At 56.5% G+C, this 558-nt stretch carries 1 protein-coding gene; it reads right to left on the bottom strand.

The window, feature by feature from the left end; all coding sequences use genetic code 11:
- Positions 1 to 558: hypothetical protein (locus HWY05_RS38690; protein ID WP_176061480.1), on the bottom strand; the 558-nt coding region annotated here is incomplete at both ends.

Consider the following 558-nt stretch of genomic DNA (forward strand, 5'->3'; position numbering starts at 1 on the left):
TCCACCAACAGCAATGTGTCGTCGCTGTCCTCGTCCGTCTCCAGCGGTCTGTCGACGACCAACAGCAACGTCACCTCGCTGTCGTCCGGCCTCAGCTCCACCAATAGCAATGTCTCGTCGCTGTCTTCGTCCGTCTCCAGCGGTCTGTCGACGACCAACAGCAACGTCACCTCGCTGTCGAGCGGTCTGAGTTCCACCAACAGTAATGTCTCGTCGCTGTCTTCGTCCGTCTCTAGCGGCCTGTCGACAACCAACAGCAATGTCACTTCGTTGTCGAGCGACCTTATCTCCATCAACAGCAATGTTTCATCGCTGTCTTCGTCAGTCTCCAGCGGTCTGTCGACGACTAACAGCAACGTCACCTCGCTGTCGAGCGGTCTGAGCTCCACCAACAGCAATGTGTCGTCACTGTCTTCGTCCGTCTCCAGCGGCCTGTCAACGACCAATAGCAACGTCACATCTTTATCGACTTCGGTTTCGACAGGCATCAGCTCCCTTTCAACATCAGCGTCGACAGGTATCAGTTCACTGTCGACCGGCGTCAGCTCGCTCTCCACG

The sequence above is a fragment of the Paraburkholderia sp. BCC1876 genome, assembly GCF_902833695.1.
Lineage (GTDB): Bacteria > Pseudomonadota > Gammaproteobacteria > Burkholderiales > Burkholderiaceae > Paraburkholderia.